The sequence below is a fragment of the Fimbriimonadaceae bacterium genome, assembly GCA_023957775.1.
Taxonomy (GTDB): domain Bacteria; phylum Armatimonadota; class Fimbriimonadia; order Fimbriimonadales; family Fimbriimonadaceae; genus JAMLGR01.
The window spans coordinates 60,262-84,515 of record JAMLGR010000010.1; the positions used below are offsets into that span (position 1 = coordinate 60,262).

Genomic DNA, 24,254 nt, shown 5'->3' on the forward strand with positions numbered 1-24,254 from the left:
GAGGATCGCGCGCCTCACCTGCTCCCACTCCAAAGACGTCGTGCTGAGCCCCACGGTCACATGCGCGCCCTTCGCGTCCAGCCGGTTTCGGATCGGCATCCAGTACTCGGCGGTCGAAGCCATCACCGCCACGAAGCCGATCAGCGCGAACAGCGCCTGCCCCATCCAGAACCAACCCGCCGCCGCGGCCACCATCGCCGCAGCCCAAACCACGTAACGCTTCCATGGCTCCTTGTCCGACAAACGTACGACCCATCGAAACGGTTCGTCCTCTTTAGCGCCAGTCATCGAACAACGTGCTGACCGATTGGTTCAGGTAGATGCGGCGGATCGCCTCGCCGACGAGCGGCGCGGACGGCAGGACCGTGAGCTTCGGAATCATCTTCTCGTTGCCGATGGGAATCGTGTCCATGGTGATGATCCGCGAGACGACGCTCTCTTGCAGCCGCTGGGGCGCGTTGCCGCTGAACACGGGGTGCGTGCAGCTCGCGATCACCTCGGTCGCGCCGCGTTTGAGCAACGCCTCCGCACCCTGGATGATCGAGCCTCCGGTGTCGATCATGTCGTCGATCATCACGCACTTCTTGCCGTCCACGTCGCCGATGATCTCGACGATGTCCACCTTGTTCGGCTCGGGACGGCGCTTGGCGATGATCGCAATGGGCGCCTTCAGCATCTCCGCCAGCGCCCGGGCCCGGCCGACCCCCGCAACGTCGGGGCTCACCACCACCACGTCCTCCTCCGCGTAGCCCTGCTCGAGCATGTAGCGTCCGATGATCGGCCCCGCATAAAGATGGTCCACCGGCACGTGGAAGAAGCCCATGATCTGCTCGGCGTGCAGGTCCACGGCCACCACGCGTCCCGCGCCGGCCTGCTGGATGAGATCCGCCACGAGCCGCGCCGTCACGGGCTCGCGCGGCTTGATCTTCTTGTCTTGGCGCGCGTAGCCGAAGTAGGGCATCACCACCGTGATGCGGCGCGCCGAGGCCCGCCGGAACGCGTCAAGCATGATCAGCAGCTCCATCAGGGTGTCGTTCGCCGGGAAGCACGTCGGCTGCAGCAGGAACACGTCGTTCCCACGGGCGCTCTCGTCGACCATGATCCGGATCTCGCCGTCGCTGAACTTCGTCGACGTCAAGCGTCCCAACGGAATGTTGAGGTAATCGGCCACGCGCACGGCGAGCTCGCGGTTCGCGTTGCCCGCGAACAGCTTCATGCCGGTCAAGCCGCCGTTTACGTGTTCTTCGCCTTCTTCTCTCGCCAATGTGCTGCCCACTCTTCCCGTACCTCTTGCCTGGATCGCCCCACGGCCAGCGCGTTGGCCGGCACCTCTTTGTTGATCACGCTCCCTGCGGCCACGAACGCCCCGTCGCCGATCTTCAGCGGCGCGATGAGCGTGGTGTTGGAGCCGATGAATGCGTCTTCGCCAATCACCGTTCGGTGCTTAGCGAAACCGTCGTAGTTGCAGGTGATCGTGCCCGCGCCGACGTTGGTGCGCGCCCCGACCTCCGCGTCCCCGATGTACGTGAGATGCGACACGCTCGACTTCGGCCCGAGCGTGGCGTTCTTGATCTCGACGAAGTTGCCGACCTTCACGTCCTCGCCGAGCACGGCGCCGGGACGCAGGTTCGCGTACGGGCCGCAGCGGGCGCGGTCCTTCAGCACCGCGCGGGCCAGATGGCTCATCAGTACCGTGCAGCCGCGTCCGATCGTCGAATCCTCCACGCGCGTGTTGGGCCCGATCTCGCACCCCTCCCCGATGACCGTGCTCCCCTCGATGTTCGTCATCGGCTGGATCGTCGTGTCGGTGCCGATCTCCACGTCGAACCCGATGTAGGTGTTCGTGGGGTCCACGATCGTGACCCCGTTGAGGGCGTGCTTGCGCAGGATGCGGCTTCGAAGGATCGCAGAAGCCTGGGCGAGCTGCCACCGGTCGTTGACCCCCAGCATGGTCTCCGCTTCCTCGAAGGCGTGCGTGGCCACACGTCCGCCGTCCTTGTACACGGCCCCGATCATGTCGGTGAGGTAGTACTCGCCCTGCGCGTTGTCCGTGCTCAGCGTGGGCAGCAGCCGAAACAGGGTCGGACCCGAGAAGCAGTAGACGCTGACGCACACCTCCTTGAGCCGCCGCTGCTCGGGTGTCGCGTCCTTCTCCTCGACGATCTGGCACGCCACGCCGTCGGAGTCGCGAAGGACGCGCCCGTATCCGGTGGGGTCCTCGAACGTGACGGTGGCCATGGTGCACTCCGCGCCCTCGCGCAGGTGCGTCTCGATCAGGCCGTTCAAGGCCTCCGCCGTCAGCAGCGGCGTGTCGCCGGGCGTGACCACCACGGGGCCCACGTGGTGGGCCAAAACGTCCCGCGCCATCATCGCCGCGTGGCCGGTGCCCATCTGTTGCTCTTGGACCGCGTACTCGTAACGGTCGCCGAAGGCCTCGCGAAGCAGTTCCCCGCGGTGACCCGTGATCACCACGGGACGGTCGATCCCCGCGCCGCGCATGGCCCGCCCGATCAGCTCGACCATCGGCACGCCGCAAGCCGCGAACAGCCCCTTGGGCAAATCCGATTTCATGCGGGTGCCCTTGCCCGCGGCGAGGATGATTCCGGCGACTTTCATGGCGAGAGAGAACGAAACCCCCAGCAACCCCGGGGCGCACTCATTCTGCCAGTTTTGGCGCACCCGGGGCAACCACCCTCAACACTCAGCACTCAACGCACTACTTGATCTTCCCGAGGAGGACCTCGATGGCTTTGTCGATCTGCGGGTCCTTCCCTGCGAAGAACTCCTCTGGCGTGATGTCCACCTTGAAGTCGGGCTCTTGCCCCATGTCCTCGAGCGGAGTCCCGTCCATCCGGTAGACGCCCGAGCCCGGCATGCGGGCGCTGGTGCCGTCCACCAGGCGGAAACCACCCGTCCAGATCACGTACCCGGGCGTGGGCATGCCGACGAGCGTCGCGAGCCCGCGCGACTTCATCGCGTACGGGAACATCTCGGCGTTGCTGTAGCTCGTCTCCGCCGCCATCACGACCGTGGGTTTGCCCCACGTCTGGCCGGGCGCCAACTGAGGTTGCTCGTCGCGCGGCACGTAGTAGCTGTGGGGCCGGCGTTCGATGATGTCGATCAACTGGTCGCTGATGTTCCCGCCGCCGTTGTCGCGCACGTCGATGATCACCCCGTCCTTGCCCTGCGTGAGCTGCCAGAACTCGCGCTGGAACTGGTCGAAGTTTCCGCCGCCCATGCCGGCGATGTGCACGTACGTCAGCTTGCCGTTCGATTTCTCCTCGACGTACTTGCGGCGGGCCTCCAGCAGGTTGCGGCGCACGATGCCCGCGAACTCGCCGCCCGACAGGGCGCGGTACTTCACCGTCCGGGCATTGGTCTTGTTGGGAGTCGAATTCACCAGCAGCGTCAGGTCGCGGCCGGTCTGGTTGTTGAGCACATCGCGGAACAGGCTCTCGTCGGGACGCACGTCCACGCCGTTCACCTGAAGCACGTACTCGCCGGGGCGGATCCGGGTCTTCTCGTAAGACCCCGGGGCACCGTCCGGCACGTCCTTGACCTTGATTCCCAATCCGCGATGGCTGTAGTCGATCGTGAAGCCCGGGTGCGCGGTGGTTTCGCCGCTGGGGTTCCCCGGCCCCGGACCCACCTCGGAGTGGCTGGACTCGAGTTCGCCCACCATCATGTTCAGCACGGTGGCCATCTCGTTGCGGTGGGCGACGCCGTCCAAAAGCGGCGCGTAGCGCTCGCGGATCGCGGCCCAGTCGCGGCCGTGGAAGTTGCCGTCGTAGAAACTCCGGTTGTACTCGCGCCAGAACTGATTGAACGCGGCCTTGCGCTCGAGCCGCACGTCGCGCCTCCAATCCGCGCGGAAGCTCACGCCCGTGACGGGCGTGTTGGGTTTGCGGATGTCGATCAGGCTCATCGCACCGCCCTTCACCATCGCGATCTGGTTGCCGTCGGCGGAGAAGTCGAACCTCGTGAGGCCGCCGCCGTTGGTGAGCCGCTTGACCTCGGAACCGTCGTAGCTCGCCTTCCAGAGATCGCCCTCGCTGATGAAGTACAGGTCGCCCTTCTCGACGTCCGCCTCGACGCCGCTCTGCGGATCCTGGCTGACGAAACGCCGCACGCGATCCTCGATCCGATCGAAGTCGATATCGACCTTCACCGGCCCCGTCGGCTTCTCGTACTTCAGCTCGGTGTCCTGACTACGGGCCTCCTCCTTCTGGAGGGGCACGACGAACAGTCCGCCGCCGCCCGCCTGGCGGCCCCGGCCGCCCCCGCCTCCCGAGCGGTCGCTCCGGAAGTAGAGGTACTTGCCGTCGGGCGACCAGCCCGGACTCGAGTTCGGGCCGTTCTCCTTCGTGATGTTCGTTCCGCGCTTCTCCACGGTGTCGTACACCCAGATGTTCGTGCCCGATTCCCAGTAGTAGTAGCCGCTGCGGTCCAACCGGTCCGTGTAGGCGATCCAGCGCCCGTCGGGACTCCACACCGCCTCGCGCGGCTCGCCTCCGGGCATCGCCATCACGAGTTCGGGCTTGGCATTCCCGTCGAGCGCCACCTTGTAAAGACCCCCCTGCGCGCCCGTCACCCAGAACGAGAGGGCCTTCTTGTCCGGCAGCAGTTGCAACTGGAACACGTCGCTGTCGGCCGTCGTGATCTGCTCCGCCTTCTTGCTCTCCAGGTCGAGCCGGTACAGGTGGCGCGCTCCCTTCCGGTCGCTCACGAAGAACACCGATTGCCCATCGGGAGCGTAGAGAGGCTGCTCGTCCAAGCCTTCCCACGTCGTGAGCTGCTCGGCGTCGTTCGCGTTGGGGCCCTTCTCCTTCTTGACCGGCACGCTCCAAAGCTCGCTTCGAACCTGGAACACGAACCGGTCGGCCCTCGGGCTGAGCGTCGCGTCTTCGACTCCGTCGGTCAGGATCAGCCGCTCTTCATTGGTGACCTTGTCGTCGATCGTCGCGGTCAGCGCGATCTTCTGGGGCGCCGAACCGGGCTTCATGGTGTACACCGATCCGTCGACTTCGAAGGCCACGAGGTCCGCCTTGGCGTCCGCGGTCAGGAACCGCACGCCGCCTCCCACGAAATCGGTCAGCCGCCGCGCGCCGCCGCGGCCGTCGACGCGCACCACGTTGGGCGTCCTCGCGGCGTTGTCCGTGTTGCGTCCGTTCGATTTGCCGAGATTCGAGCTGCTGGGCGTCTTCTCCGAGACGGTCACGCACAAGACCGCGTTGTCCGCCGCAGGCGTGATCCACAGGTGCTGGAACCCGTTGTTCCGGATGGCCGTCCGCTTGCCCGTCGCCTCGTCGAAGCGCCAGATCTGCGCGGCGCCCGAGCCTTGGTAGCGCGCCCGGAACCAGGGAAAGCCCATTCGGTTGTAAACGATCGCCTTGCCGCCCTCGGCATAGTGCGGATTCCCGATCGTCATCATGTCCTCGAAGAGGGGTTGGAACGCGAGCGAGCGCACGTCGAGTTCGAAGACGCCGTTGTACGCATCGTCGCGGGTGCTGCGAAAGAGGATCTTGCGTCCGTCCGGCGACCAGTCCGTCGGCACCTCGCTTCCGGAGAACCAGGTGAGCCGCCTCGCCGCGCCGCCCTCGGCGGGCACCGCGAAGATGCAGTTGCCGCCGAAGCGGTTGCTCGAGAAGGCGATCCACTTGCCGTCGGGCGACCAGACGGGGTTGTCGTCCATCTCCACGTGGTTCGTGACGGGCTCGGCCTTGCCCCCCGCGCTCGGGGCGACCCAGACGTCCCCGCGGTAGGTGAAGGCGAGCCGGCTCCCATCGGGACTCAAGGCGAGCGAGCGCGCCCCGATCAGAGGAAGCGGTTTGGGGTCTTCGAGCTGGGCGAACGCGGATCCCGCGCCCGCGAGGAGAACGAGGAGAAGGGGGAGGCGACGCATGATACTGTGAAGATACCGGGACGACGTCGCTTGCTGTGGTGAATGCGCCGACAAACGACAAACGACAAACCACATCGGGCGCGCCGCGCGCGCCCGATGTACACTCCCCCCGTGGAGCGTCTCAACGCCGAAGCCATCCCGCGAAGGTTGCTCATGCAGGCGCTTCTGGACAAGCGCCTGGTCCCGACGTTCCGCCGCATCGACCGGTGCCTGCTCTGCCGTCGCCCGGGGGTCAACGAAGCGGCCCTGTGTTCGGTGTGCTGGGCGCTCCTCGAGGACGACGAGATGCGGCAGGCGCAGCGGTGGCTGAACGGGGGCGCGCCTTGATCGACTTTCTGGTCGGATTCGCCGCCGCCATCGCCCTGATGTGGCTCTTGCGACGCTTCTTCGTGCGCCGCAAGTACCTCGCGGCGTGCGAGTACTGGGTCTACCTCCCCGGTGAGACGATGCCGCCTCAGGACGAGGTCATGCAGCGCCTCCTGGGCTCCTTTTGGCGCGAACGGGGGTCGCAACCCGCTGCGATCCCCATCTCCGCCGCCGAGGGCCGGCTGCTGTCCGACGTCCGCCTCCACGTGGCGCTCATCCTTCGGTCGAAGAACCCGCACGTCTTCCGCCCCGACCTGTTTGGCGATACGGTCGTGCCCACGCCTTCCCTGCTCCGCGCCTTGGCGAACGCGAAGGCGCTCGCCAAGGTGCGCTTCGTCTCGGAAACGCCGCTTCAGGACCGGGTGCAACTGGCCTTCATTCCGGCCATGGCCGGGACCGTGGCGCACCTCGGCGGGTCGGAAGCGGTCTTCGACGTCGTCGGCGAAACGCTGCAGCCCGTCGAGGCGTTGGAGGATGCCCTCCAGGACCGCGCCCTCCTCGATACGGCGGAGTGGAACGCCCGGGTCGTCTGGATCGAGGGGACGGACGGCGGCCACGCCGAGACTCGCGGACTGGTGAAGATCGGGCTTCCCGAAGTCTCGACGCACGACGCCCCCAACGACCATCGGGTGCTGGTGTGCCAGGTGATGGAAGCGGCCGTCCAGGAATTGTGGAAGGCGAGCGCGATCCCGCCCGAGCTCACGGTCGAAGCGTATGGGGACTCGTTTCGGCTCCTTTTCGCACAAGAGGCTCGCGGGCCGTGCCGGGTGCGGATCCAGCGGCTCCACGAGGCGGGGTAGGCAGCTCGCTACGCTCGCAGCCCCTCACCCCGGCCCTCTCCCCCGGAGGGGCGAGGGAGTGTTGTTTGAGTCACTCCGGCCCTCTCCCCCGGAGGGGCGAGGGAGTTTTTTACGCCTCGAAGTAGTTCCGGAGTGCCTGCATCGGGGCGCCGGTCAGCGCCATAACGGGTCCGCGCGTCGGTCCTTGCGAGAGGTTGCGGGACTCGAGCGCGGCCTTCACGAGTCGGGCTCGCGAGAACATGCGCCCGAACTTGGTGAGCAGGTCCAGCGACTCGTTCGAGCCGCCGACGATCTGGAGCATCTTCGCGGGCGCGATCGTCGCCAGCGGGGAGACCACCACCCCTTCGACCGCGAACTCGTCCGTTCCCGTTCGCCCCTCGAGTAAAGCGACCCTGCCCAGCCCCTTCTCCTCCAGGGGAACGGCCCACAGGAGGCTCGGGTTCTCCGCGCCTGCTGCGCGCACGTCCGGGGTGATCGAACCGAAGGGATCCACCACGACGACGGGAATGCCCGCATAACGCGACACCGCGGAGAACAAGCCCGAAACCTCCTCCTCGTCGTACCTGCCGTAGTAGGGCGGCATCAGCACCGCCGCGCGCGCCCCGTGCCGGCCCGCGTGCTGGGCCAGGTCCAGACTGACCGAAGTGCTGAGGCTGCTGACGTTCACCATCGCCTCGGCGCGCCCCCCGCACTCCCGCAGGACCAGCTCCAGCAGCGACTTGCGCTCCTGGATGCCGCACGCCCCGAATTCGCCCGTATCGGTCGCGACCACCACCCCCGCGATGCCTTCGGTCAGCAGCGAGCGGATCTGCCTGGCCAGCCGCACCTCGCTCACCTGGTGGCCGTCGTCCGTGAAGGGCGTAGCCAGCGGCGCAAACAGTCCGGAGATTTTGAGCATTGGAACCCCACCCCAAGAGACGCGCCAAGCCTGCGATAGGCGTCGCCCCGCTAGCGGGATGCCGAAGAACGACCTCGAAGTGGTCGCAGATGGTTGCCCGGGGTCGAACTGCAGCGAGACCCCGGGGCTCAAAGGACGCCCTGGCGCACCTGGAGCCGGGTGCTGAAATCGGCGCGCTAGCGGGCAAGCACGAGAAACTCGTGCAGATGGAACGTGAGGTGGGCGCCCTCGCCGTGCGGCCTGAGGTAGTCGCGCAGCCACCCCTCGGAGCCCGTGATCGTGCGGAGGACGTCCGCCTGCGCCGCGGCCCCGGCGCGCATCCGCTCGAGCCAGTCCACCGCGTTGATCGGTTTGGGAAGGCGGTCGATGGTCGCCAACTCGAATCCGGACTCGACGAGCCATCCGCGCCACTGCGTCTCGGTCCAGTTCCGGACGTGGGAGGGATCCCTCAGCCGCTCGATCCGGTCCAGCTCGTCGTCTGCCGCCGGGTCTTCGATGCCCACATTGTCCACGACGAGGAGCCATCCGCCGCGCCGAACGACCCTGCGGGCCTCGGCCACGAACCGGGCGGGGTTCTCGAAATGGTGGGCCGCCAGCCTGCACACCAGACCATCGAACGAGCCCGTTCCAAACGGCAGGTTCTCCGCATCGGCGTAGCATGGGGCGACGTTTCCGAGCGAACGCGCGGCGGCTTCGGCCTCGACGATCTCCAGCATGGACGGCGTGATGTCCGACGCGACGACGCGATCGACGTGGCGGGCGAAGGTGAAGGCCGCGTGCCCGGCGCCGGTGCCCACGTCCAGCACCAAGCCGCCGGACGGTTTGGCGACCTCCACGAGCCGCCGCAGGGAGGCCTCGTTCGAATGGACGCCGCTCGTGAGATAGGCCGACGCCACGGGTCCGAATTGGCTCTGCGCTGTTCTCACCGCTTGGCAGGGTACCTCCCGCTCTACGAGATGTGGATCCAGATCGTGTCCTTGACGTCGAGCAGACCGATCCTCGCCGATACCTTGATCGGGAACGACCCCTTGGCACCGGCCGGCGCGATCAGTTCGAGCGAGCGGCGGGAGCTGCCGCGCGAGTTGTAGATCAAAAACGAGCCACCCGAACCCGAGGCGATCGTCCACCCCGAGGGTGGCTCCGCCAAGAAGATGCCGTCGATCCGTTTGGCGGTGTGCGACTTCACATAGAGCGTGACGCGGATCTTCTGCTCTTCCGGTTTCGACTTCACTCCCTTGAGCGGAACCACGTCGAACGACACAGGCTCCGACACCTGGTAGCTGCACTGGATCTGCGACACGCGGCCGTTGGCGTCGGTGAGGGTGCCGCGCACAAGTCGGTAGCCCAGAGGCGCTTTGTCGTCGATCTTCGTGTCGTAATCGACGAACGCGCGCCCCTTGTTGTCGAAGTCGGGAAACGGCTGCTGCATGCCGAGCGCGTACTCCCGGCCAAGGCCCTCCGTGCGCACTTCGATGCGCCGCAGGTTGAGGTCGTTCGACCCCGTGAACGTCAGGCGGATGCGGTTGGCGTCCCCCGGCACGACCGAGCGCGCCTGCAGCTCGGGTTTCCACTTCAGCCCCTCCGGCAGCCCGGAGTCGCGCTCCCACCCGAAGGCCACCTTGAACAGAGCCCTTGCCGTCAAGGGATCGACGGACGGGGAGGTCGCTGGCACCCCGTTGAGCCGCAGGGCGAAGGCCGGAACCGAACCCTCCGGAAACAGGTCGTGGCCGGCGTCGCCCAGGGTCAGCTCGACGGTCCAGTCTCCCCCGCTGGAGGCCGCTCCCACCAGCGCGGCGCCCTCCATGGCGGGGTCCTCCACCCATCGAGGCCCGGCGGCGTCCGTCGCGTCGAGAACCCGAACGTGGACCTTGGGCGAGCCTCCGTTCCAAGAAACGCGCGCCTCGATGTTGTCTTTGCCCACCAGCCAGCCGTCGCCCGAGACGTCGAAGCTCGCCACGAAATCCTGGCCCACCGGGAGTTTCGCTGCGGCGTGCAGCTCGCGAGGCTCCCACTGGAAGTAGGTCTGCACCCCGTCCACGACCGCGAACCGATCCCACTCCTCTTCCGAAGTGCGCCCGTCCAGCCGCGGCGTCAGGGGCATCCGCACCGTTTCCTGAACTCGGAGCGGCGAGGTGAACGCGGACGAACCCTGGAGGGCGACGAGGAGGGCAAGGCTGGTGAGCATCTCACCAAAGAAGACGGACCACGCCCTCCGTCCGGATGTGGAAAACCCCCAAACGCTACCGCCGCCAGCGATGGACCAACCATCCGCCCAGCAGCACGATCGGCAGCCAGATCGGCGCGTAAACGAATACGAAGATCGCCGCGCGTCCCAAGGCGGTGAGGGCCGCGCCCAGTCCGTTGACCGCAGAGGACCACGTGTCGCCCGCCCAGCTCTTCGAGGGGGCGGGCTGGCCGACCGATTCCCGCTGTTCGAACGTGGCGACGATCGTCGACAACGCGGCCTGGTCGCGCATGACCTTGCGCTGGGCCTCGAGGCTCTCGATCTGCTGACGCACGTCCGAAAGGCGCTCCTTCACGGCCAGCACGTCCCCGATCTTCCTCGTCTCGCCTAGGATGGTCACGTACTGCTCCTCCTCGCCGCGCAGCACCCGGAGCCTCGCCTCGGTGTCGGCGACCACGCCGGTGACGTCGTCCCCGCTCGTGTGGCTCGAAAGCTCCTCGGCCCCCTCCTCGATGTGCCGGAGCCGGTCGAGCGCGGTTTCAAACTGCCGCGCGGGGACGCGCAGCGTCACCATCGCCACGGGCAACCCCCCGCGTCGCGTCGATTGACCGCTCGACTCCACGTAGCCTCCGAGCGCGGCGGCCATGTCGACGGCCCGCGCCTTGGCCTCGAGCGCATCGTCGACCCGGAGCGTCATGTCGCCGTTCTTGACCACGAGACGCTCGGCCTCGGGAGGGACCGGGGGTTGGGCCGCCTTGGCCCAATCGGCGTCCGCCGGGAGACGGCTCCCTTCGGCTGCCGCCGCTTTCTCGGCGTTCATCCCGTTGGACGGTGCGCCCGCCGCTGGAGCCGCCGGTTGTGCGCCATTCTCGTACGATAGGCCCGAACTGTCCCGCAGCGCGCCCGCCGGCGCCTCTGCGGGAGCCACCATCGCCACCGTCGCCGCCGTGTCGCCTTCTTCGCGCATTTGCGCATAGAAGGGCGTGACGACCGCGACGACCACGATTGCCGCCCCGAGCGTTGCCGCCACGGGAAGCGCGCGGCGCCACCAGGGGGTCCTCCTCCTCACGGCCGAGAGGGTCTTCTCGTACCCCTGCACGGCCGGATTCAGCGCGACTTCGCGGATGCCCTCGCCGATGGCGCGCAACGCCTCCAACTCTTCTCGAAGGGTGGGGTCCGACTCCAGGGCAGCGGCCACGATGGCGGCCCGCACCTCGGAGAGTTCGCCGTCCAGGTAAGCCTTCAGATCTTCGCGCACGTCGTTCACGCCGTCCCCTCCTGGAGCGTTCGCCGCAGGTTCGCAAAGGCGTGGTGCAAACGCGATTTGATGGTTCCTGCGGGTACGCCGGCGACCATGCCTGCCTCCTCGTAGCTGAGTCCCTCCACCTCGTGGAGCAACACCGCCTCCCTATGTTCCGGGCTGAGCTTCGCCAAGGCCGTTCGCAGCGCTTGGCGGTCGATCAACTGGCCCTCTCGGTTCGGTTCGTGGTTCATCGCTTCCCCGCCCAACCACGCCTCGTCGAGACAGACCTCGCGCCGGTGCTTTCGCGACAGGTTCCGGCAATGGTTGTGGGCGATTCCAAAGAGCCAGGTGGAGAGGCACGATCGGCCGTCGAACTTGCGCATCGAGCGCTGGGCGGTCACGAAGGTTTCCTGCGCCGCGTCCTGGGCCAGTTCGGGGCCCACGCGCCTTGCGCAGAAGCGGTACACCGCGGCGTAGTGCTCGCGCACGATCGCCTCCATCGCTTCGCCGTCTTGTCTCAGCCGATTCGCCTCCTTGGTGGCTCTTCGCAGGTATGTGTCGTCAGGGGTGGCGGGCGTTCACTCCTGGTTTGTGGTTTGTGGTTTGTGGTTTGTGGTTTGTCGGGGAGCATACTCATCGCCATGAAGTCGATCACCGAATACCTCTGGTTCCAGACCGACCAGCGCGAGGAGTTTGTGTGCATCACCGACGAGGTGGCCCGCATCGTCGCGGCGTCGGGCATCGAGGAGGGGTTTTGCCTGGTCAGCGCGATGCACATCACAGCCGCTGTCTACGTGAATGACCTCGAGTACGGGCTCATCGAGGACATCAAGGAGTGGTTGCGCGGTCTGGCGCCCACCAAGAACAGCCGCCACCACCAAACCGGCGAGGACAACGGCGAGGCGCACCTGAAGAACCTGGTGATGCACCACCAGGTGATCCTCCCAATCACCGCGGGTGCGCTCGATCTCGGACCCTGGCAGCAGGTGTTCTATGCGGAGTTCGACGGCCGACGGCGCAAGCGCGTGGTGGTCAAGGCGATCGGAGAGTGAGATTCGATGTCCAAGCGCGCCTGGATTCCACCGGTTCTCTGCGCCGCGGTGATCACCGCGATGTCCAACGCGTTCATCAGCGCGACGTCGTTCAAGGGTGCCGTGGGCAAGCGGTTGCCCGTGCCCAACGGCCAGCAGTGGTTCGACGAGTTCTGGAGCCATTACTGGTGGCTCTTCGTCAAGGGCTTCCACTTCCTGGAGTTCGCGCTGCTGTTCTTCCTCTTGTGGGGCGCCCTGCGGCCGAGGCTGGGAATCGCGGCGCTGCTGGCGGCGCTCTTCGCGATGGTGGACGAATACCACCAGTCGTTCATCTCCTTCCGTGGCGGGCGTTGGACCGATGTGCTGATCGACTGGGCGGGCGTCGCCACCTGCGCCGTGCTGGTGGCCGCTCTGGCGCGGAGGCATCGCGATGCCTGAGGCGATGATCACCGTCGTTGGCGCGGGGTTTGCGGGTGTGGAAGCCGCTTGGGCGGCGGCTTCGAAGGGTGTGCGCGTCCGCCTCTACGAGATGCGGCCCGGCAAACAGACCCCGGCGCACACCACGGGCTGGTTTGCCGAGTTGGTGTGCTCGAACTCCCTGAAGTCGAAGGCGCCCGACTCGCCCGCGGGACAGCTCAAGGCGGAGATGGAGGCCCTGGGCTCCATCGTCTTGAGGACGGCGCGGGCGCACGAGGTTCCGGGCGGGCAGGCGCTCGCCGTGGACCGGGACAAGTTTGGGCAGGCCATTACCGACGAGGTGGAGGCGCACCCCCTCATCGACGTGGTGCGGGAGGAGTTCCTGCCCGAGCACGCCAACCCCTCGCCCGCGCAGCCTCTTGTCGTGGCCACCGGCCCCCTGTCGAGCGACCCCGTCTCGCAGTGGCTAGCCGAGCTCACCGGCCGCAAACACCTCTACTTCTACGATGCGGTGAGCCCCACCGTGGAAGCGTCGAGCATCGACACGACCGTCGCGTTCGCGCAGAGCCGCTACGACAAGGGCGGCGACGATTACCTGAACTGCCCGTTCGACCGCGACGAATACCAGGCCTTCGTTCAAGCGCTTGTGGGCGCCGAACGCGTGCCGATCCACGCGTTCGAATCGGGAGGAGTCAGAAAGGAGGGGGACTCCGGGGAGGGCGCCTTCCTCGAGAAGATCAAGTACTTCTCCGGCTGCACGCCCATCGAGGCGATCGCGGAAAAAGGCGAGCGCTCGCTGGCGTTCGGCAACTTCAAGCCCGTGGGCCTCACCGATCCCCGGACCGGGCGTCGCCCCCATGCGGCCCTGCAACTGAGGCCGGAAAACGCCGAGAAAACGCTCTACTCGCTCGTCGCGTGCCAGAACCGGCTGAAGTGGGGCGAGCAAAAGCGCGTGTTCCGCATGGTGCCGGGACTGGAGCGGGCCGAGTTCGTTCGGTACGGGGTCATCCACCGGAACACCTACCTCGAGGCGCCGAGGTGCCTCCTGCCCGATCTTCAGCTTCGGGGCTACGCCGGGCTGTTCGTGGCGGGGCAGCTCACCGGGGTCGAAGGGTACGTGGAGTCCGCTGCCATGGGCATCCTTGCGGGTCTCCACGCGGCCGCGATGGTCCAGGGAACCAACCTCCCCCATCCGCCCCGGGCCACGGCCTACGGGGGCCTCCTCGCCCACCTGCAGGACGCCACTCCCCGCGAGTTCGCCCCGATGAACATCAACTGGGGCCTGTTCCCCGAGCCCGAAGAGCCGATGCGGGACAAGGGTCGGGTGCGGGCGTTCAAGATCGAACAGGCGCGCACCGCCTTGAACGCCTGGATGGCCTAGCGATGGGCGGCTGCCTATAAACCCAGACTTGTCATCACATGGCGGGCGACCATCTCGTAGGCGTTCCCCCAGGCCTCGTGGCGGAAGAAGGTCGTCGGCTCAGCGGGGTTGCCGATGAACGGTCTCAGCACCCAGCCCATCTGGATTCCCACGAACGCGAAGATCCCCAACCATGCGCGCATCATCGCCCGATGCCGCGGATCACGCCGGATCAAGGGCCTGTACAGCCGCCTCAGCACCTGCTGGACGGAGAGGCTGGCCACTCCGAACATCGCGGCGTTCAGCAGAAGCGATCCGCTGTAGTCCGCGCTGGACGCATACCAGAGCAGCGTGAGCGGAGCGAACGAGGCGAGCACGATCGCGAGCGCCGCTTGCGTGGCCATCAACGCCCGAAGACAAACGGCGAAGTCGTTGCGCAGTCCCATCAGCGTCATCGTCACAAAGAACGTCGGAACGCTGAGGGCGAAGGTCACCCCCAGCAGCAGCGGCACCTTCAACGCGGAGTAGAGCATCTGCTGGACCCTTGGACCCGCGTCCCCGCCGAAGGAGCCCATCACCGCCCCATAAAACGCGCCGAACACCACGAGGATCGCGACGAGGCGCCGAAGGGTAAACGACCCCAGGGTCTCGGGACCGACGGCGAGCAAGCCTTCGACGCCCGAGAGCAGACGCTTCGCCCGAGCCAAGGGTCCCGACGCGGTGTGCGATGTCAACGGCTCAACCGCCTCCCAACACCGTCTGGATCATGTGGAAGACGGCCACGAAGAAGTTGTCCTCCTTGGGGCGGAACCACTCGAATGGGAGGTTGGGGCTTCCGACAAACGGACGCAAAACCCAACTCATCTGTGCGCCTACGAGCGAAAAGACCAACACCCAGATTCGAAACACGCTCCGGGCATCGGCCCGTTCGGCAAGGCCGTCGGCTTCCAGTGCACCAGGCTTGGCCGGGATGGCGACCTTCGGGAGCGGTGGCGGCCGGTCTCCGACCGGTTCCGGTTCGCGCTCGGTCCTTGCGTGCGCCAGGCGGTTAAGCGTCCGGAACAGGAACTTGAGACCCAACGTGCCTGCCACCGTCGCCGCCACCACGTTGAGAAGCACCATGAACGGATGACTCGTGGTGCTCAGCGAGAAGAAGACGACGATCGGTCCCAGGGAAGCCAGCACCGCGACGATGACGGCAAGGCTCGCCACCAGGAGATTCACCACCGAGAGAAGGCTCAAGCGCGCGCCGACCAGGGTGTTGAACACGTACAGAGACGGCAGGGTCACCACCAAAGTGAGGAAGAACAGCAGGGGCAGCTTGATCGTCGAGGCAAGCATCTGCAGCCAGCCGTCCACGCTTCCGCCCGACCGCATCACGGCAAAGAGGCTCATGCAGATGCCATAGGCTCCGGCAAGGAGCACTGAGGCCGTGAGAATCCCCCTTGCGGGAAACTCGATCTTCCCGGTCTGAAGGGCGTCCGGTTGGGTCGCCTCTCCACGGAGCAGCTTGTCGAGCTGCCGCATCCATCGCATCATCAGCGTGACTCCCGGCCCGTCGGAGGGCCTCTTGTGCTAAGGACGCTTCTACGCGCCCGTTACGGATCGCAACATTGGCTTGTCGAGAACCGTTCCCCGTTCACTCCTCCACGCGGGCCACCGGATAGACCCGAACGTCCACTCCTTCGCTGAAACAGACGTGCTCCCAGGGGCCCGCCGCGATTCCCGCCCGTGCCAAGAGCTGCTCGGAGCAGGAAGCCACGGAGGCGGACCTCAGCGCGTAAGGCTCGTGGGCCACGCGTCCGGTCACCATCGAACCACGGTGCATCGAATAGAGCAGGTAGCGCTCGACGAGAAAGAACTCGAACGATCCGGGTTCTGGTTGCGGCAGACGAGGGCCAAGGACCGCTTCGATGGCGAGCTCCGCCGGCTTGGGCGCCTCCAGGCGGCGTCCGCGGTAAGTGATGCGATCCCCCTCTCTCGACACCTGCATCCGGGCGTGCCTGTAGTTCAACCCGAACGTGGCCCGCGCGAAGCGGCACGCCAGCCACCGGGCGGCTTCGAGGGAGAAGAACCAGACCCCGGGGTCTCGGCCGTTCCGGTGGACATAGGTGCGCACATTCGTTTCGGGAAAGGCGCTGAGCCACGGCAGCGCGGGCAGGCCGCGCGGCCGAATCCCGCTCATTCGAAACGGAACCAAACCCACCCACGCCTTCTCGCGCCCCTCCGCATCGGGATACGTGTCCAAATCCAACCCCGCGGGAAGCAACGGGCGCACGACCTCGGGCTCGAGCGACGCATGCAGAAACAACAGGTCGGTCCACCGTTGGTGCATCAACGGAGGACCCGCGGGAGTCTCGCGCATCCTCAGGTACTCGTCCGGCGCGACCATGCGACGATTCTGACTGGAATCGGCATACTGGGGGCTATGGAAGTCACCAAAGCAGTCTCGACATCGATCGCCGTCCTCGCGGTCGCCGTCATCGGATGGCAGGCCCACGCCCAGAACCCCGCTGCGGCGCCCACCCCGCAAATCGGGCGCGCCGTCGCCGTCGTGCAGCCGACCGCCGGAAACCAAGTGAAGGGCATCGTCACCTTTACCGTGGGCGCGCACGGCGTGCTCGTCCATGCGGAAGTGACGGGGCTCCCACCCAACTCCACCCACGGTTTCCACATCCACGAGTTCGGGGATCTCCGCTCGGACGATGGGAAGAGTCTGGGCGGGCACTACAATCCCGGGGGGCACATGCACGCGCTTCCCACGACCTCCATGCGGCACGCGGGCGATCTGGGCAACCTCAAGGCCGACGCGAAGGGGGTCGCCACACTCAACCAGGAGTTCGACACCTTCACGATCGACGGTGAAAAGGCGCCCATCCTCGGTCGCGGCCTCGTGATCCACGCCCTTCCCGACGACGGCGGGCAGCCCACCGGCAACGCTGGAGGCCGCATCGCGGTCGGCGTGATCGGAGTCGCGGGAAGCTAATCCTCGCGAATCCGGTATTCCTAACGTAGCGCCCCCCTGCTCGGCGATCCGACATGAGAACTAGCTCGGCAGATTGCCAGCCCGCACGGAAGCGGGCCTTGTGCCGGGCAGGGGCAAAGGATGGCAAAGCGACAGTTGAAGATCGTGCGTCTGCTCGAACCGGAGATGTGTTTGGATTGCCGGTTCGCCAAGATGGCAGACGTGGAGAACGCGGAAGGGGTCGTGCAACGCATGATCTACTGTCGCCGGCTCGACTGCGACAACTGGGACTTCTCCTCCGCCGAAACCGCGAAGAGCGTCCACACGGACGACGAGGACACGGAGGCGGCGTAGGGTTGGGCCTTGGGCCTTGGGCCTTGGGCCTTGGGCCTTGGGCCTTGGGCTTTGGGCTTTGGGCCTTGGGCCTTGGGCTTTGGGCTTTGGGCCTTGGGCCTTGGGCTTCTGGTCCCCCTTTGCGTCCTTTGCGTTCTTTGCGTGACTAACCCCCAAACTTCCGCGGCTTGCACTCTTGCCACGAACGGTGCGGCAGGGGCTTCTTCAGGGCCTTTCGCAGCCGCTCCATGTACGCCCCGTGCGGGACCTCGAAGGCGCCTAGAGACGCGAGGTGCGGGTTCATCACCTGCGCGTCGAAGAGGGTGAACCCCTCCTCCCGGCAACGCTCGACCAGCGCCCACAATGCCGCTTTCGACGCGTCGGTCACCCGGTGGAACATCGACTCGGCGCAGAAGCACGAGCCCACTTGCAGGCCGTACACCCCGCCCACGAGTTTCCCATCGAGCCACGCCTCGGAGCAGTGCGCCCAACCGAGGCGGTGGACCTCGCCGTAAACCCTGATGAACGCCTCGCTGATCCAGTTGTCGTCCGGCCGGAGGCACCCCCGCATCACGCTCTCGAAAGACGTGTCGAAACGGAACTCGAATCGCCCGGAGCGCAACGTCCGCTTGAGCGAGCGAGACACGTGGATTCCCTCGATGGCGAAGAGCGCGCGCCGGATGGGCTGAAACCAACCCACCGATCCATCGTCCAGCGTCATCGGAAATGCGCCCTGCTCGTACGCGTGCCGCAGGAGGAAGGGCGTCAGCTCGTCGCTGTTCACGGAGCCTTCTCCCACTCCAACACATGGAAGTAGGGGACTCGCCAAAAGTGGTCCCACTCCGGGTGCGCGGCCCGCAGGTCGTCGGGCGGCGCGGGTTCGAGATACTGCTTGAGCGTCAGGCCGCAAGTCAAGAACGCGCCCATCGTCGCACTCATCGGCCGGTGCCAGTTCTCGACGGAGATTCCTTTCCACGCGACGCGGTTGGGGCGCTCCTCAAGGTAGCGATCGACGGGAAAGTGCAGCTTGTTCCCCGCCTCGTCGTGGAGCCAACCTCGCGGATCGGCCGTGCAGAACGCGTTGATGTTCGCGACGACCAGCCGCCCCCCCTTCCGCAGCGCGCGCGCCATCTCCGCGATCGCGGCCCGGAAATCCGGAATATCGATCAGGGTGAGATACGAGACGACCAGATCGAACGCTCCATCGCACACCGGAAGCTGTTCTCCGCTGCCTCGGAGGTAGAAGCCGGCCCGATCCCTGGCCGAGGCCTCTTGGACGAGCCGCGGGATCGGATCGACGCCGAGCACCCACGCGCCCCGTTCGCGCAGCATCCTCGCGAAACGCCCCTCGCCGCAACCGACATCGAGCACTCTCCGCCCCTCCAGCGAGCCGCAAACGTCCAGCATGACGCGGTCGAGCAGGACCGTTCGGCTCGGGTCCCCCTCATCGACCGAGGCTATCCACGCATCGGCCGAATCGCTCCAGCCGCCATCTCCCCTCACCCCAAGAGTCTAACCCTCTTGCCCAAAACGCGTATCGTCGGGAGGCTAGAATCGGGACATGACCGCTTCCGAGCTCCTCGCCTGGCAAATCGACGACGTGGGAAACCAAATTCTGAAGACGCTCGAGAACCTTCCCGCCGAGCATCGGGACGCGCGGGTCGTGCCCGGTGCGATGAGTCCCAACGACGTGATCGAGCATCTTTGCGAATGCTATGAGGCGGCAGCCGCCGTGGCGGAGGGACGCAAGCACCCGTGGGGCAGGTTCGCCTTCTCCGGGGAGACCTGGGAGGAGCGTCTCGCGCGGTGGAGGGAACTTCGATCGCGAGCGAAGGCGCTGGTCACCGGAGGCGACGACCCGAAGCGGCTCACGGAAGGGTACGAGTACATCGTCGGCCACGATGCGTACCACGTGGGCCAATTGTGCCAGCTCCGCCTGCACCTCGATCCCAAGTGGGACTCGATGAGCATCTACGGCTAGGTGCGTCCGTGGACGGACTCCCAGACGTCGGCAAGGTGCCGCGCGTGCGTCATGTGCGCCTGGGCGTCCTCGCCGCCGTATCCCCACAGATGCGCCCCGCCCGCATCGGCGCGCTCGAGCAGCGGAAACTGCGCATCCAGCGTCGCGGACAGGGTCCCCCGCTCCACCGGCTCCATCGCCATCCCGGCCGCGCGGGCAAGCGCGCGCGCACATGCGGTGCTGTTCGCATACGTGTCGGTCGGCACCTGGGAGTAGGTGAACACGAACGTTCGCTCGCCCGCCATGGCCGAGTGCACAAAGGGCAGCCAGACGTCGATTTGGCTGGGTTCCGGTACCTTCTCGTCCGCCGCGTAGGATGCGTACATCGAGTCGAGGAGCAGGATGCAGCGCACGCGTTTCCACTGCTCCGGGTCCCGCACGATCTCACGCACCGCGCCGTACCCGGCGCTGAAGCTGGTGATCGAGACGGTTCGCACCCGGTAGTCGCGGCGCCCGCGCGCCCGCACCGCCTCCTCGACCAGGCGTATCCAACGCGCCAGCCGCGTCCGATCCTCGAACGGAGCGCGGTAGACGCTCGAGCCTTGCCCGTTGTTGAACACGATCAGCGGCCCGCGCAACTCTCGCGCGACGTGCTCGTCGATCGCGAACCAGGCCGCGCCGTGGAAGTGGATGGCCAGATCTTCGTCCGGTTCGCCATCGGGGATCAGCAGTTGGAACGAGACCTCTCGATCTTGGATCGTGAGCGTCTTCGCCGCGACATCCCAACCTGGCCCGATGTCCCGGTGGAACATCGGCGGAGGAATGGGCGGCGCGAGCAACAAGAGACAGGCGAGGGCCGTGACCATGCGTTTCCGTTCGACCCCGATGGCGCGTTTCCCTGCGGACACCGGGCGGACCGAGCGGTATAACGAGCGTCATGGCAGACGCCCGCCCACCGGCGCGAACGTCCCGCTGGATCCTCATCGGGGGGCCGCTCGGGTTGGCGCTCGGATTCGCGATCGGCTCCTTCGCGGACACCTCCTCCCTGCTGCCGATCTTCCAGCCGATCGGCGCGCTCTGGATGAACGCGATGCGGGTCGCCGTGGTGCCGCTCACCGTGTGCCTGCTGGTCCTCGGCGTCTGCTCGCTGCCGCGCGGAAAGGACCTCGGCCGGTGGGGGAGCGCGATGTTCGCCTGCTTCCTCGCCTTGCTCGTCGCCGGCGCCGCGATCACGCTCCTGATCGGAGTTCCCTACCTCGCCGCCTACGGTCCCGCTCCCATCGATCTGCCGCAGATCGCGGGCAGGGTTCCCGCGGAGACGCCGCCCGCGAAGCCCTGGACCGACATCCTGCTTCCGTCCAACCTCTTCGCCGCGGCGGCGAGCGGCGAGCTGCTCTCGCTCTGCGTTCTTGCGATCCTGTTCGGGTTCGCGGTCAGGTCGCTCCCTTTGGAGAGCCGCAGACCGCTCGAGCTCCTGTTCGCCTCGCTGCGGGACGCGACCCTGACGTTCGTGCGGTGGACCGTCGCCCTGCTGCCCATCGGCGCCTTCTCGCTCGCGCTGGCCTTCGGTGCGAGCTCGGGCTTCCGGGTAGCGCGCGAGATCGTGCATTTCACTGTCTTCGCCACCGCGCTGATGCTCCTTCTGTGCCTTTTGGTGATGATCGCGACGCGATTGGCGGGACGGCTGCGATGGGCCGACTACTTCCGGGTGATCCTCCCCATTCAGGCCGTCGCCGTCGGAACGCGATCGTCGATCGCGACCCTGCCTTCGGTCATCGAAGGAGCCCAGCGACTCGGCTTGCCGGAGCCGGCCATCGACCTGGTCGTGCCCGGCTCCTCGAGTCTGTTCAAGGCCAACCGCATCGTCTCGTCGACCGCGAAAGTGCTGTTCATGGCCGCCCTGTTTCACGTGACCCTCGACCCCGCCACGATCGCCGTGTTTCTCGGAACGATCGCGATTCTCGCGTTCGCCTCCCCCGGGATTCCCAGCGTCGCCACGGGCTCGACGTTCGGCGCGTACCTCGCCGCGGGTATTCCGGCCGAGGGCATCGTGATGTTCGAGGTCGCCAACTCGCTGACCGATTTCGCCAAGACCGCGCTCAACGTGACCGCCAACCTGGCCGTAGCGGTGCTCGCGTCCCGGTGGGTCGCGCGAAGCGAAGCGAAGGCCGCGTCGGGACGCCCCCTTCAGTCCAGCCCGATCTGAAACGCGAGGGGAGCGCCCGCAAGGTCGAGCCCGGCGAGGAGATCTTGAAACGCGGCCTTTCGCCTCGGCCTCATGATGCGGCGCGCGCGCGTCCGAGAGAACCAGCGGCGCTTGAAGAAGGTGGTCCCCATCGACGGATTGTCGTTGATCTCCCACACCTGGACCCGACCCTCCTTGAGGGCATAGTCCATCCGGCCGTACTCCAAACGCGCGACTTGGAACGCGGCCAGGACCTGGTCGCGCTCGGCAAAGCTCTGGAGCCACTCGACTTCGCGACTTCCGACCAGATCGCGCCGATCCGATTCGCGCTTGGCGTTCCAACCGACCGAAGCGAACATGTGGCCCGCCACCACGTGGGGGCCGAAGCGGAACGCCCCATACTTGGCGAACACGCCCTCAGGGTCGGACGTGTCGAGGTACTCGACGGCCAGGAGGCGGTCGATCGGATGGCCCGCTTCCACGAGCTCCGACAGTGCCGCGTCCAGCTCGGCACGGGAGTGCAATAGGGACGTCAACGGACCGATGTGTCGATCCGTGTAGCGAAGGAACGCGGGATAGCGCATCTCCTCGCCAACCTCCGACGCCCGATAGACGTTGAAGTCGTTCACACCTGCCTCGTAGAGGGTTCGCAGCAGTTCGAACCGCTTGAGGTGGTCCGTGGGGTGGTTCAAGGTGCGGACCGCCCCTTCGTGGGCTTGGAGCACGCCGTGCAGTTTGACGGCGAGGCGCGTCTCCTCCGACGTGGCCCGCTCCATGTCGGTGAACAGGTAGAGTCCCCGAGGCCACGACGATCGCTCGGGAATCTGACGGTACTGGACGACTTCGATCGCGCTCCCCAGGGGTTGGGAGCGGTCCGAGACGTGCGCGAGCGTCCTGCGCCCCGCCTCCGTAGCCAAGTGCACGATCACGAGGGAAGTCTACTTGGCGGGCCTCGGCAGCAAAAAAAAGCCCCGCCTTTGGCGGGGCAGGCGGAGGCGCCTGGCCTCCCTTATTGAGCTCCTTGCGGTTGTCCGCTCGTTGGCGGACGGGTTCTTCCGTGCCTTCTCATTCAAGGCACTTAGTGGAAGATACGCTATCTTGGACGCAAGAAGTTTCCCAAAGATTCGACTGATTCGAAAGACCTAGCAAGAAGTGCCCCGAAACCTGTCCGCCCGCTGCCCCGTCGTTCATGGGGATGGGTGATTTGCGCAACGATTACCAGGAGGAGGATGTCGAGGAGATCCTCAGGCGCGCGGCACGCATCGAGTCTGCGGGAGCGCGCCGCGAGCGCGAGACGCTCGTCCGCACGGCGGCCGAAATCGGAATCAGCGAAGAGTCCCTGGCTCTGGCCGAGGCGGAGTACGCCAAGGATCGGTCCCACCTCGGGCTGGAGGACGCGTATCGCACCGAGCAGCGGCGCGAGTTCTTCGAGCACTTGTCGGCCTATGTGGGCGTCAACGCCTTCCTCATCGCGATCAACCTGCTCCGGTTTCACGGCTCGTTCTGGGCGATCTGGCCCTTGCTCGGATGGGGCCTCGGGCTCTATTTCCACGCGATGCGTGCGCTCAACCCCAACAACAGCGAATACCAGGCTGGATTGAGGCGGTACCTCAAGCGAAAGGGCCGCAAGGCGCGCGAGGCGCCGCATCCAGAGTCCCCACAGGTATAATTCCCTCCGTTACGAACGACGCACGGGCTCGGCAGCGCAGCCAGGTCCCCGGAAACGGGGTTGCCGCGCAAATCCAACCGGCCCGGAGGAACAACCTGGAGGAAACCATGGCTCAGCTCAGCATGAAGGAGCTGCTTGAATCCGGCGTGCATTTCGGGCACCAGACCCGACGCTGGAATCCGAAGATGAAGCGCTATATCTATGGCGCGCGGAACGGCATCTACATCGTCGACCTGCACCAGACGATCAAGCTCTTCGAAGAGGCGCTCGACTACGTCAAGAAGGTCGCCGAGGACGGCGGCACGGTACTGTTCGTCGGCACGAAGAAGCAGGCGCAGGCGGCGGTGAAGGAAGCCGCGCAGCGCTCGGGACAGTTCTTCGTCTGCGAGCGCTGGCTCGGCGGCACGCTGACCAACTGGAAGACGATCCAGCAGCGCATCGGCCGGCTCAAGGAGCTCGACCGGATGGAAGCAGACGGCTATTTCGACCGGCTCCCCAAGAAGGAGATGCTCAAGCGACGCGAAGAGCGCGAGAAGCTGAACCGCTATCTCGAAGGGATCCGCGATCTGCCGGGGATGCCCGCGGCGATGTTCGTCGTGGACCTCAACAAGGAGGCCATCGCGGTCGCCGAGGCGCGCAAGATGAACATCCCGATCGTCGCGATCGTGGACACGAACTGCGACCCCGACATGGCGGAGTACGTGATCCCCGGCAACGACGACGCGATCCGCGCGATCCGGCTGGTCACCAGCAAGATGGCCGAGGCGATCCTCGAGGCGCGCCCGTTGGACGAGTCCGTCACGGAAGGCACGCTCACCGAAGAGGGCGAGATCGCCGAGGATGGAGCGGAGTCGTACGGCGCGGTGGACGAAGAGCTGCTGCGCGCGTTCTCGGTCGATGACGAGTTGGATACGGAGGAGAAAGTCTAATGGCGTTCAGC

27 protein-coding genes are annotated in these 24,254 nt (G+C 66.4%); 12 read left to right on the forward strand and 15 right to left on the reverse strand.

Translation table 11 applies throughout. From position 1 onward, the window contains the following. The first annotated feature begins 40 nt into the window (after positions 1 to 40). On the forward strand, positions 41 to 217 hold the full coding sequence (locus M9921_09855; GenBank protein MCO5297148.1) for a hypothetical protein: 177 nt from the start codon (positions 41 to 43) through the stop codon (positions 215 to 217). Positions 218 to 274: 57 nt separating this feature from the next. On the opposite strand, the gene M9921_09860 is transcribed toward M9921_09855, so the two are convergent. The 3 genes from M9921_09860 to M9921_09870 all read right to left on the reverse strand — a co-directional run bounded on the left by M9921_09860 (position 275) and on the right by M9921_09870 (position 5,902). Beyond that, the gene (locus M9921_09860; GenBank protein ID MCO5297149.1) at positions 275 to 1,216 is read right to left on the reverse strand and encodes a ribose-phosphate pyrophosphokinase; all 942 of its coding nucleotides are present in this window, start codon (positions 1,214 to 1,216) and stop codon (positions 275 to 277) included. A gap of 17 nt (positions 1,217 to 1,233) precedes the next feature. Next, a complete protein-coding gene (gene glmU / locus M9921_09865) occupies positions 1,234 to 2,616 on the reverse strand; it encodes a bifunctional UDP-N-acetylglucosamine diphosphorylase/glucosamine-1-phosphate N-acetyltransferase GlmU (protein MCO5297150.1) in 1,383 nt (460 codons plus the stop codon). Positions 2,617 to 2,716: 100 nt separating this feature from the next. Then, positions 2,717 to 5,902 (reverse strand): S41 family peptidase, encoded by a 3,186-nt coding sequence (locus M9921_09870; protein ID MCO5297151.1) that lies wholly within the window; start codon positions 5,900 to 5,902, stop codon positions 2,717 to 2,719. A 111-nt stretch (positions 5,903 to 6,013) separates the two neighbouring features. On the opposite strand from M9921_09870, the gene M9921_09875 reads away from it, so the two are divergent. Together M9921_09875 and M9921_09880 are read left to right on the forward strand one after the other, a co-directional pair. Next, entirely contained in the window at positions 6,014 to 6,229 is a 216-nt protein-coding gene (locus tag M9921_09875; protein ID MCO5297152.1) for a hypothetical protein, read from the forward strand. Continuing rightward, on the forward strand, positions 6,226 to 7,068 hold the full coding sequence (locus tag M9921_09880; GenBank protein ID MCO5297153.1) for a hypothetical protein: 843 nt from the start codon (positions 6,226 to 6,228) through the stop codon (positions 7,066 to 7,068). Before M9921_09875 ends, M9921_09880 begins: the two co-directional genes overlap by 4 nt. A gap of 109 nt (positions 7,069 to 7,177) precedes the next feature. On the opposite strand, the gene M9921_09885 is transcribed toward M9921_09880, so the two are convergent. From M9921_09885 to M9921_09905, 5 genes are all read right to left on the reverse strand, one after another. Then, complete coding sequence (locus tag M9921_09885) at positions 7,178 to 7,966, reverse strand: dihydrodipicolinate synthase family protein (GenBank protein ID MCO5297154.1); 789 nt, start codon at positions 7,964 to 7,966, stop codon at positions 7,178 to 7,180. A gap of 176 nt (positions 7,967 to 8,142) precedes the next feature. After that, a complete protein-coding gene (locus M9921_09890; GenBank protein ID MCO5297155.1) occupies positions 8,143 to 8,892 on the reverse strand; it encodes a class I SAM-dependent methyltransferase in 750 nt (249 codons plus the stop codon). A gap of 23 nt (positions 8,893 to 8,915) precedes the next feature. Further along, positions 8,916 to 10,151 (reverse strand): hypothetical protein, encoded by a 1,236-nt coding sequence (locus M9921_09895; GenBank protein MCO5297156.1) that lies wholly within the window; start codon positions 10,149 to 10,151, stop codon positions 8,916 to 8,918. A gap of 55 nt (positions 10,152 to 10,206) precedes the next feature. Beyond that, complete coding sequence (locus M9921_09900; GenBank protein MCO5297157.1) at positions 10,207 to 11,418, reverse strand: DUF4349 domain-containing protein; 1,212 nt, start codon at positions 11,416 to 11,418, stop codon at positions 10,207 to 10,209. Continuing rightward, entirely contained in the window at positions 11,415 to 11,894 is a 480-nt protein-coding gene (locus tag M9921_09905) for an RNA polymerase sigma factor (GenBank protein ID MCO5297158.1), read from the reverse strand. Before M9921_09905 ends, M9921_09900 begins: the two co-directional genes overlap by 4 nt. A 141-nt stretch (positions 11,895 to 12,035) precedes the next feature. Here M9921_09905 and M9921_09910 point away from each other — a divergent pair, with 141 nt between their 5' ends. The 3 genes from M9921_09910 to trmFO are packed head-to-tail and all read left to right on the forward strand — an operon-like array spanning position 12,036 to position 14,223. Continuing rightward, on the forward strand, positions 12,036 to 12,446 hold the full coding sequence (locus M9921_09910) for a secondary thiamine-phosphate synthase enzyme YjbQ (protein MCO5297159.1): 411 nt from the start codon (positions 12,036 to 12,038) through the stop codon (positions 12,444 to 12,446). Positions 12,447 to 12,452: 6 nt separating this feature from the next. Next, positions 12,453 to 12,863: a VanZ family protein gene (locus M9921_09915; protein MCO5297160.1), complete on the forward strand. Its 411-nt coding sequence runs from the start codon at positions 12,453 to 12,455 to the stop codon at positions 12,861 to 12,863. Continuing rightward, positions 12,856 to 14,223 (forward strand): methylenetetrahydrofolate--tRNA-(uracil(54)-C(5))-methyltransferase (FADH(2)-oxidizing) TrmFO, encoded by a 1,368-nt coding sequence (gene trmFO / locus M9921_09920; protein MCO5297161.1) that lies wholly within the window; start codon positions 12,856 to 12,858, stop codon positions 14,221 to 14,223. Before M9921_09915 ends, trmFO begins: the two co-directional genes overlap by 8 nt. A 14-nt stretch (positions 14,224 to 14,237) precedes the next feature. Here the strand turns inward: trmFO and M9921_09925 are convergent, their stop codons facing one another. The 3 genes from M9921_09925 to M9921_09935 all read right to left on the reverse strand — a co-directional run bounded on the left by M9921_09925 (position 14,238) and on the right by M9921_09935 (position 16,594). Next, on the reverse strand, positions 14,238 to 14,936 hold the full coding sequence (locus M9921_09925) for a hypothetical protein (GenBank protein ID MCO5297162.1): 699 nt from the start codon (positions 14,934 to 14,936) through the stop codon (positions 14,238 to 14,240). 4 nt (positions 14,937 to 14,940) lie between these two features. Continuing rightward, complete coding sequence (locus M9921_09930; protein ID MCO5297163.1) at positions 14,941 to 15,741, reverse strand: hypothetical protein; 801 nt, start codon at positions 15,739 to 15,741, stop codon at positions 14,941 to 14,943. Positions 15,742 to 15,841: 100 nt separating this feature from the next. Further along, positions 15,842 to 16,594, reverse strand: a complete 753-nt coding sequence (locus tag M9921_09935) for a DUF2071 domain-containing protein (protein MCO5297164.1) — start codon at positions 16,592 to 16,594, stop codon at positions 15,842 to 15,844. Positions 16,595 to 16,630: 36 nt separating this feature from the next. On the opposite strand from M9921_09935, the gene M9921_09940 reads away from it, so the two are divergent. Both M9921_09940 and M9921_09945 read left to right on the forward strand, forming a co-directional pair. After that, complete coding sequence (locus M9921_09940) at positions 16,631 to 17,188, forward strand: superoxide dismutase family protein (protein MCO5297165.1); 558 nt, start codon at positions 16,631 to 16,633, stop codon at positions 17,186 to 17,188. A gap of 120 nt (positions 17,189 to 17,308) precedes the next feature. Then, complete coding sequence (locus M9921_09945) at positions 17,309 to 17,521, forward strand: hypothetical protein (protein ID MCO5297166.1); 213 nt, start codon at positions 17,309 to 17,311, stop codon at positions 17,519 to 17,521. 145 nt (positions 17,522 to 17,666) lie between these two features. On the opposite strand, the gene aat is transcribed toward M9921_09945, so the two are convergent. Together aat and M9921_09955 are read right to left on the reverse strand one after the other, a co-directional pair. Further along, positions 17,667 to 18,284: a leucyl/phenylalanyl-tRNA--protein transferase gene (gene aat, locus M9921_09950; protein ID MCO5297167.1), complete on the reverse strand. Its 618-nt coding sequence runs from the start codon at positions 18,282 to 18,284 to the stop codon at positions 17,667 to 17,669. Further along, positions 18,281 to 19,003: a class I SAM-dependent methyltransferase gene (locus tag M9921_09955; GenBank protein ID MCO5297168.1), complete on the reverse strand. Its 723-nt coding sequence runs from the start codon at positions 19,001 to 19,003 to the stop codon at positions 18,281 to 18,283. The genes aat and M9921_09955 overlap by 4 nt, the downstream gene beginning before the upstream one ends. 58 nt (positions 19,004 to 19,061) lie before the next feature. Between M9921_09955 and M9921_09960 the strand changes: the two genes are divergently transcribed. After that, positions 19,062 to 19,481 (forward strand): DinB family protein, encoded by a 420-nt coding sequence (locus M9921_09960; protein MCO5297169.1) that lies wholly within the window; start codon positions 19,062 to 19,064, stop codon positions 19,479 to 19,481. Here the strand turns inward: M9921_09960 and M9921_09965 are convergent. Next, the gene (locus tag M9921_09965; protein MCO5297170.1) at positions 19,478 to 20,368 is read right to left on the reverse strand and encodes a hypothetical protein; all 891 of its coding nucleotides are present in this window, start codon (positions 20,366 to 20,368) and stop codon (positions 19,478 to 19,480) included. The genes M9921_09960 and M9921_09965 overlap by 4 nt on opposite strands. Positions 20,369 to 20,397: 29 nt before the next feature. Between M9921_09965 and M9921_09970 the strand changes: the two genes are divergently transcribed. Further along, positions 20,398 to 21,666, forward strand: coding sequence for a dicarboxylate/amino acid:cation symporter (locus M9921_09970; protein MCO5297171.1), 1,269 nt, complete (start codon positions 20,398 to 20,400; stop codon positions 21,664 to 21,666). Here the strand turns inward: M9921_09970 and M9921_09975 are convergent. Continuing rightward, a complete protein-coding gene (locus tag M9921_09975; GenBank protein MCO5297172.1) occupies positions 21,648 to 22,574 on the reverse strand; it encodes a hypothetical protein in 927 nt (308 codons plus the stop codon). The two genes, M9921_09970 and M9921_09975, sit on opposite strands and share 19 nt — an antisense overlap. 266 nt (positions 22,575 to 22,840) lie before the next feature. Here M9921_09975 and M9921_09980 point away from each other — a divergent pair, with 266 nt between their 5' ends. Beyond that, positions 22,841 to 23,314 carry a 2TM domain-containing protein gene (locus M9921_09980; protein MCO5297173.1) on the forward strand — a complete coding sequence of 158 codons (474 nt, stop codon included), beginning with the start codon at positions 22,841 to 22,843 and terminating at the stop codon, positions 23,312 to 23,314. Positions 23,315 to 23,421: 107 nt separating this feature from the next. Further along, complete coding sequence (gene rpsB, locus M9921_09985; GenBank protein MCO5297174.1) at positions 23,422 to 24,243, forward strand: 30S ribosomal protein S2; 822 nt, start codon at positions 23,422 to 23,424, stop codon at positions 24,241 to 24,243. Positions 24,244 to 24,254: the final 11 nt, after the last annotated feature.